This is a genomic window from Aeromonas sp. QDB18 (assembly GCF_027705325.1).
Taxonomy (GTDB): domain Bacteria; phylum Pseudomonadota; class Gammaproteobacteria; order Enterobacterales; family Aeromonadaceae; genus Aeromonas; species Aeromonas caviae.
On sequence record NZ_JAPDBQ010000034.1, the window covers coordinates 24,444 to 31,418 of the forward strand.

Consider the following 6,975-nt stretch of genomic DNA (forward strand, 5'->3'; position numbering starts at 1 on the left):
CAACCGAACGAGCCCCATGACCGCCCAAGGCCACCTGCTGTTTTCCGTCACCTGCGTCCTGCTTGCCCACAAGGTCGAACTGACTCCGGCCCTGGCCGATGCCAGCCTGTGGCACATCGTCCCCATGGCCCTGGCGAGCGCCCTGCTGCCGGATCTCGATCACCCCCGTTCCCTGCTCGGGCGGCAACTGCCCTGGATCTCGGGGCCGCTCTCCCGGCTGTTCGGCCATCGCGGTTTCACCCACAGCCTGCTGGCGGTGGGGATGGGGGTCTGGGGGCTGGCCCAGGTGGAAGCCCCCTGGTTGCTGTCGGGGGCGGTGAAGGATGCCCTCATCGTGGGCTATCTCAGCCATCTGCTGGGGGACTGGCTCACCCCCATGGGCATTCCCCTGCTCTGGCCCTGGCGTCGGCGCTTTCGCCTGCCCGGCCTGCCCCTCAAGAGCGGCGGGGGTTACGAGAGGGCCTTCTGCCTGCTGACCCTGGCGCTCGCCGGGTACTGGGTCCATGGCGGTGCAGGCTTGGCTCACTTCTAGCCCCGGGCGCCCTCCTGGCACTTGGCCGTTCGGGTCAGGGTGAGGTAATCGGCGAGCACCGGCAGCCCAAGCAGGTGGCGGCGCAGCATGTCGAGGGCGGCGAAGGCGAGGATCCGGCGACCGCTCGCGTGATCCGGGTGGCTGACCCTGAGCGTCTGGCCGTGCAGTTGCCCGTCGGCGCAGAGCAGCAGCGGCACGCCGTCCGGCCCGGCACGGCCTATGGTGAGGCTCAGGGGGGCGTCGGGCACTGCCAGTTGAGTGAGGTCGTCGCTCAGGGTGTGGCTGAAGCCGGCGGTCAGTGCCGGGTGCCCGTGACACATGGTCAGCAGGGCGCCCCGGCTCTCTCCTTCTTGCAGGTGCAGCGACCGCTCCCCCAGCAAGGCCAGGATCTGGCTGGCAGGCGCCTCGTTGCCACGCCCCACCAGCCAGGGGGCGATGGCCGCAAGCAGCCTCGCCTCGGCGGCGTCCATGTCGGCGGTGCTGGCACCGTGGCCGATGAGCTTGAGCTCGATGAGGGGCATGGAGGAGCGGTAACCCAGCTCGATGCCGGCAGGCCAGGGGGCCGCATCCAGCATGTCGCTGAGGGCGGACTCCGAGACGCCGAAGGTGTAGAAACGGCGCAGCTCGGTGTCGGTCTCTTCCCCGGCCAGCGCCTTGAGGCGGGGCATGATCTGTTCGCGCACCATCTGCTTGAACTCGAACGGCACGCCCGGGGTGAAGAAAAGCCGGCTCTGGCCGTGGCTGGCCGGGTGGCGGACCACAAAGCCGCAGGCGGTGCCCACCGGGTTGTCGAGGATCTCGCAGTCCCGGGGCAGCCAGGCCTGCTTGGTGTTGCTCCGGGCCATGGTGCGGCCCCGGCTGGCATAGCGTTCGGCCATGGTGGCGAGCCAGTCCGGGAACAGGGTCAGGGGCTGGTCAAACGCCTCGGCCGCGGCCTGGGCGGTGAGGTCGTCCGCCGTGGGGCCGAGCCCCCCGCACACCAGTACCACCTCGGCGCGGTTGGCGCTCTCCTGCAGCACGGCTGTCAGATCCGCGAGGTTGTCCCCCACGGTGGCGCGGCGGCGCACCTGCCAGCCCTGCTCCAGCAAGAGGGCGCTGAGCCAGGCGGCATTGGTGTCCACCACCAGGCCGGTCACTATCTCGTCGCCTGTGCTGATGATCTCGATGCGCATGGGGACTCCTTGGGTGGGGCCAGCCCTCTCAGGGCTTGCCGTGTTCGAAGTAGTAGCTGATCAGGGTGCGGGGGTTGAGGTATTCGAACACCGCCGGGGGCAGGCGTTTGGGCTGGATCACCTTGGCGATGGTCAGCCCGGCCGCGTCGAGGTCGATGATGGCCGCCTCCTGGCGCGGAATGCGGGGGTCGTATACCAGCACTGCGGGGTAGAGCAGGCGGGAGGCGTTGACCGACATCACCAGCCCCACCTGGCCGTTGGAGAGCTGCACCACGCTGCCCGGGGGATAGACCCCCATCAGCCGGATCAGCATGCCGAGGTGATCGGCGTTGAACTGGGACTTGCGCTGCTTGTAGAGGCTGCCGAGGGCTGCGTAGGGCACCTTGGCCTCCAGGTGGCAGAGGTTGTCGTACTCGTTGATGAGGGAGACGATCTGGGTGAGGGAATCGAGCTGATCGCCCTTGAGCCCTTGGGGGCCGGTGCCGTCCAGATACTCGTGGTGGTTCTGCACTATCTGCTTGGCCGCTTCCGGAAAATCGCTGACCAGCCCCAGCAGTTCCAGGCCGTAGCGGGGATGCTGGGCCATCAGGTTCTGCTCCGGCTTGGTCAGCGGCTCCGTCTTGCGCAGGATCTGGCTCGGGATCCTCAGCTTGCCGATGTCGTGGAACAGGGCCCCCATGCCGACCTGACGGATCGCCTCGGCCGGCAACTTGCACTCCCGGGCGAGCAGCATGCTGAGCACGCTGACGTTGAGGGAGTGAAACTGCAGGCTGTTGCCATCATCGCTGTTTGAGACCAGGTGCAGCACCATCTCGTCCACCGAGAGGAGCTGCTCCGTCATGGCGTTGATCAGCTCCTGGGCCTCGCTGATGGCGTTGAGGGGGCGGGACTGGATCTTGCCCATGAGGTTGCGCACCTGGGCCAGGGATTGGCGGAACTGTTTCTCGCACTGCTGCAGGTCGCGGCGATAGCCCTGCAACTGCTCGATGCGCCGCAGTTTCTCCTGCTGCATCTCCTCCTGGCGGGCGACGAGACCCTCCCCCTCAACCTCATCTGCCTGGGGCTGGGTCTGGCCGAGGGGCTTGGGCGGCGTGTCGCTCTTGTCGGGAATGATGGTCACCAGCTTGAGGCCAAGGCGACGAATAAGCTCGATCTCCTCTTCGCTCTTGAGCTTGAAGCTGGAGAACAGAAACGGGTGCTCACGCCATCCCAAAGGCAGGGAGACATAATTGCCGACTTGCAGCCGTTCTACGGAGATCTTGATTCCTGTCATGGGGTTGGGCACGAGGGACACACTGAGCCGTATGCTAGTCAAAGGGCGGGGTGAATACAAAAGGTATCTGATGACAGCGGGAGCGCTTTATTATAGGCTTCTAGATGTCCAGACATATTTACCGATGCAGTACAGGGAGTCAGCATGCCGATCAAGATCCCGGACCAGTTGCCCGCCGCCGAAGTGCTGGGGCAGGAGAACATCTTCGTGATGACGGAATCCCGGGCCGTCACCCAGAACATCCGCCCGCTGCGGGTGCTCATCCTCAATCTGATGCCCAAGAAGATAGAAACCGAGATCCAGCTGATGCGGATGCTCTCCAACTCGCCCTTGCAGGTGGACGTGGATCTGTTGCGCATCGACGATCGGGAGTCGAAAAACACGCCCCAGGCGCACCTGGAGAACTTCTATCACGACTTCGAGCAGGTGAGAGGCAACAACTACGACGGCATGATCATCACGGGGGCGCCGCTCGGGCTGGTGGAGTTCGAGGAGGTGGTCTATTGGCCACGCATCGTCGAGATCATCGAGTGGTCCCATCAGCATGTCACCTCCACCCTCTTCCTCTGCTGGGCGGTGCAGGCGGCGCTGAAAGCCTTGTACGGCATGGAGAAGCAGACCCACGGCGAGAAGCTCTCCGGGGTCTATCGCCACCACCGCCTCGACGAGCACGAGGCGCTGCTGCGCGGCTTCGATGATGAATTCGTGGCGCCCCACTCCCGCTATGCGGCCTTCGACGGGGATCTCATCCGCGCCCACACCGATCTGCAGATCTTCGCCGAGTCGGAAGAGGCGGGCGTCTATCTGGCCGCCACCAAGGATTGTCGCCAGGTGTTCGTCACCGGCCATCCGGAATATGACGCCCTGACCCTGGATGGGGAATACCGGCGGGATCTGGCGGCCGGGCTCACCCCCGTCATTCCGGTTAACTATTACCCGAACAACGACCCAAGCCAGACCCCGCGCGCCACCTGGCGCAGCCACGGTCACCTGCTGTTTTCCAACTGGCTCAACTATTACGTCTACCAGTTGACCAGCTACAAGGTGGAAGACATCGGCAAGGTGTTTACCTACCAGCAGCCCAAGGGATAGAGCCCATCAGTCCGCTCCGGCCAGCCGCCGCCCACGGGTATCGAGCCAGTGACGGTGGCAGGCCAGGGTGAAGGCCCGTGGCCGTCTGGCCCGGATGAGGGTCATGGCCTCCTGCTGGGGCAGCCCCTGGGTCATCAGCAGCAGGGCGGCCGCCAGCCCGGTACGCCCGCTTCCTCCGTGGCAGTGAATGGCAAGGTGCCGTCCCTCGCGCAGCAGGGCGAGCAGTCGGGGTTGCACCCCGGGCCAGGCCTGTTCGAAGGCGGCATCCGGTGCCTCGTCATCCGCAATGGGCAGATGGAACCAGCTCATGCCTCTGGCCTGCACCAGCTGCCCGAGAGAGAGGGGCCCGCACAGGGCCAGCTCCTCCACCGTCATCAGGGTCAGCACCCCGCCGGCACCGGCCAACTGCAACTGGGCAAGGGCGTCGGCCATGGGGACCTGCTGGCTGCCGGGGCAGGGGGTGAGCAGGAGCTGGCCGTCGAGCCGTGGAACGTCCAGGCTCCAGAAGGGATGGGCACTGAGCATGGGGTTCCTCGTGGTGGTCGGGGTCAACGGGATCGGCATCCCGCGGGTGCGGCACAGCATAGAGGGGCCGGAGGCGATGTCAATCTGCGTTGTGTTCGGCCCGGTTTACGGGCAGAGTCTAAAAAAATCGAGCGATGCAAGGAGTAAAGATGAGAAACCTGGATCAACTGGACTTGGACATCCTGGCCCATCTGTTTCGCGATGCGGGCATGACCAACAAGGATTTGGCGGCCCTGGTCGGGGTGGCGCCGTCCACCTGTCTGGAGCGGGTGCGCAAGCTGCAGCAGGATGGCGTGCTCAAGGGGGCGCACTGCGAGGTGGATTACCAGGCCCTGGGCGGTCACATCCAGGCCATGGTCTCCTTGCAACTGGCCCGTCACAGCCGCCAGATCATCGATGCGTTTCGCGACGCCATCCTGGCCCTGCCCGAGGTGATCAGCCTGTTCCACATGGGCGGCAAGGATGATTTCCTGGTGCACCTGTGCGTCTCCGATACCGAACACCTGCGCAATTTCGTCTTCGATCACTTCACCTCCCGGGAAGAGGTGGTGCACCTCGAGACCTCCCTGGTGTTCGAGCACAGGTTCAGCCGCTCGCTTCCCTGCTTCCCCCACCCCTGACGGGGCGAGCCGCAAGAAAAAACCGCCCGAGGGCGGTTTTTTTGTGGGCGGTTCCTCAGTTGAGAGCCAGCCGGCTGTCCTGCGCCGTCCGGTAGAGCCCCTGCTGATAGGCCAGGCTGCCCCACAGGACCAGCCCCAGGGCGGCATCCTTCATGGTGTCCGGCTGCTGCGCCGGGGTGAGCGTTTCGGTCGCATCCTCGTAGATGAAGCCTTCCGGCGCCCGCTCGGGCTGCAGGATCACCACATCCCTGCCACGCATCAGGGCGAAGTTCTTGTCGTACTGCATGATGGCGCGCCCAGGCCAGTCGGCGGGCATGCGGGTGAGATCCTTGCCCAGCATGGGGTAGTCGGCACTGATGCCCATGAGGGAGAGCAGGGTCGGGGCCATGTCGATCTGGCTGACGATGCGGGGGTCCTTTCTCGGTGCTATGCCGTCCCCCAGGATGACCCCCGGGATGTGGAAGCGGGGGATGGGCACCAGGCTGGCTCCCCCGACCCGGCTGTCGTGATCGGCGATGACCAGGAACAGAGTGTCCTGCCAGTAGTCCGATGCCCTGGCCTTCTTGAAGAACTCGCCGACGGCGTAGTCCGCGTACTTGGCGGCGTTGTTGCGGGTCTGCTTGGACTGCTCGTACAGGGCGATGCGGTTGTCGGGGAATTCGAAGGGATCGTGGTTGCTGGAGCTGAACACCAGGCTGAAGAAGGGTTTGCCCTTCTTGTGCAGCGCCGCGAAGGTCTCGTTGGCCTTGGCCATCAGATCTTCATCCGAGGCGCCCCAGGATCCCTCGAACACCGGGTTCTTGAAGTCCTTCTGCTCGACGATGGTGGTGAAGCCATTGCCGAGGAAGAAGCTGCGCATGTTGTCGAAGTGGCTCTCGCCACCATAGATGAAGCTGGTGTCATAGCCTCGCTGCTTGAGCAGGTCAGCGATGGTGAAGAAGTTGGTCTGGCTCTTGCCGAGCTTGACCACGGCCTGGGCCGGGGTCGGCGTGAAGCCGGTGAGCACCGCCTCGATGCCGCGTACCGAACGGGTACCGGTGGCGTAGAGCTGCTCGAACGCCCAACCCTCTTTCGACAGGGCATCGATGTTCGGGGTGAGCGGCAGGCCGCCGAGGGAGCCGACGAACTGGGCCCCCAGACTCTCTTGCAGCAGGATCACCAGGTTTTTGGGCTTGCCCTGGTAGCTGGCCGTGTTGAAGGTCTGGCTCGGCAGATCGGCAGAGGTGAAATCGCCGAGAGGACGACCGCTCTCCTCGCGGACTATGTCGAGTACCTGATGGTCAGCCATCTTGCCGTAAAACTGGCTGGCGTCCTCCTCGGCCCCCATCTGCTTGATGGCAAAGAAGAGGGAGTAGGCGGAGTTGACGGTGAGAGCGTTGACCAGGGGATCGTCGGCAAAGGCCACCATGGCCGGATTCAGGGCGCGATGGCCGAGACTGGAGCGGGCGCCGAGGAAGCCGACGGCGAGGATCAGCAGGGCGAAGGCGGGGCGCCAGTACCAGCGGGGGAAGCTTAGGTCACGCACCAGGCGGCCGCTCAGCCACCAGCCACCGCCCAGCACTGCACCGCTGAAGATCACGGCCAGCAGCAGCTCGCCCTTGCGGCCAGCCCACAGCATGGAGAGCACCTCCTTCGGATAGATGAGGTACTCCACATAGAGACGGTTGGGGCGCACCCCGTATTCCAGGGCGGGATCGCACTTTGTTAATGAAATTTGAACAGGCTGATCGTCTGTGATCTAATCACGTCTCCATGCAGGAG

At 64.8% G+C, this 6,975-nt stretch carries 6 protein-coding genes and 1 pseudogene; 3 read left to right on the forward strand and 4 right to left on the reverse strand.

Annotation, left to right across the window (positions count from 1 at the left end):
• Window positions 1-16 precede the first annotated feature (16 nt).
• Complete coding sequence (locus tag OKC30_RS07750) at window positions 17-532, forward strand: metal-dependent hydrolase (protein WP_010672710.1); 516 nt, start codon at window positions 17-19, stop codon at window positions 530-532.
• Here the strand turns inward: OKC30_RS07750 and OKC30_RS07755 are convergent.
• Both OKC30_RS07755 and OKC30_RS07760 read right to left on the reverse strand, forming a co-directional pair.
• Complete coding sequence (locus OKC30_RS07755) at window positions 529-1,704, reverse strand: CinA family nicotinamide mononucleotide deamidase-related protein (RefSeq protein WP_160836820.1); 1,176 nt, start codon at window positions 1,702-1,704, stop codon at window positions 529-531. The genes OKC30_RS07750 and OKC30_RS07755 overlap by 4 nt on opposite strands.
• Window positions 1,705-1,732: 28 nt before the next feature.
• A complete protein-coding gene (locus OKC30_RS07760) occupies window positions 1,733-2,977 on the reverse strand; it encodes an HD-GYP domain-containing protein (RefSeq protein WP_270663323.1) in 1,245 nt (414 codons plus the stop codon).
• 144 nt (window positions 2,978-3,121) lie between these two features.
• Between OKC30_RS07760 and metA the strand changes: the two genes are divergently transcribed.
• Entirely contained in the window at window positions 3,122-4,069 is a 948-nt protein-coding gene (gene metA, locus OKC30_RS07765; RefSeq protein ID WP_010672713.1) for a homoserine O-acetyltransferase MetA, read from the forward strand.
• Window positions 4,070-4,075: 6 nt separating this feature from the next.
• Here the strand turns inward: metA and OKC30_RS07770 are convergent, their stop codons facing one another.
• Window positions 4,076-4,594, reverse strand: coding sequence for a phosphatase domain-containing protein (locus tag OKC30_RS07770; RefSeq protein WP_010672714.1), 519 nt, complete (start codon window positions 4,592-4,594; stop codon window positions 4,076-4,078).
• A 149-nt stretch (window positions 4,595-4,743) separates the two neighbouring features.
• On the opposite strand from OKC30_RS07770, the gene OKC30_RS07775 reads away from it, so the two are divergent.
• Window positions 4,744-5,214, forward strand: coding sequence for an Lrp/AsnC family transcriptional regulator (locus tag OKC30_RS07775; protein WP_010672715.1), 471 nt, complete (start codon window positions 4,744-4,746; stop codon window positions 5,212-5,214).
• Window positions 5,215-5,269: 55 nt separating this feature from the next.
• Here OKC30_RS07775 and OKC30_RS07780 read toward each other — a convergent pair.
• Window positions 5,270-6,898: pseudogene (locus OKC30_RS07780) on the reverse strand (LTA synthase family protein); the annotation flags it as partial.
• Window positions 6,899-6,975: the final 77 nt, after the last annotated feature.

Bases quoted from the DNA above. Each gene is read 5' to 3' on its own strand.
- OKC30_RS07750 (WP_010672710.1), top strand. From the start codon at position 17: ATGACCGCCCAAGGCCACCTGCTGTTTTCCGTCACCTGCGTCCTGCTT.
- OKC30_RS07755 (WP_160836820.1), bottom strand. From the start codon at position 1,704: ATGCGCATCGAGATCATCAGCACAGGCGACGAGATAGTGACCGGCCTG.
- OKC30_RS07760 (WP_270663323.1), bottom strand. From the start codon at position 2,977: ATGACAGGAATCAAGATCTCCGTAGAACGGCTGCAAGTCGGCAATTAT.
- metA (WP_010672713.1), top strand. From the start codon at position 3,122: ATGCCGATCAAGATCCCGGACCAGTTGCCCGCCGCCGAAGTGCTGGGG.
- OKC30_RS07770 (WP_010672714.1), bottom strand. From the start codon at position 4,594: ATGCTCAGTGCCCATCCCTTCTGGAGCCTGGACGTTCCACGGCTCGAC.
- OKC30_RS07775 (WP_010672715.1), top strand. From the start codon at position 4,744: ATGAGAAACCTGGATCAACTGGACTTGGACATCCTGGCCCATCTGTTT.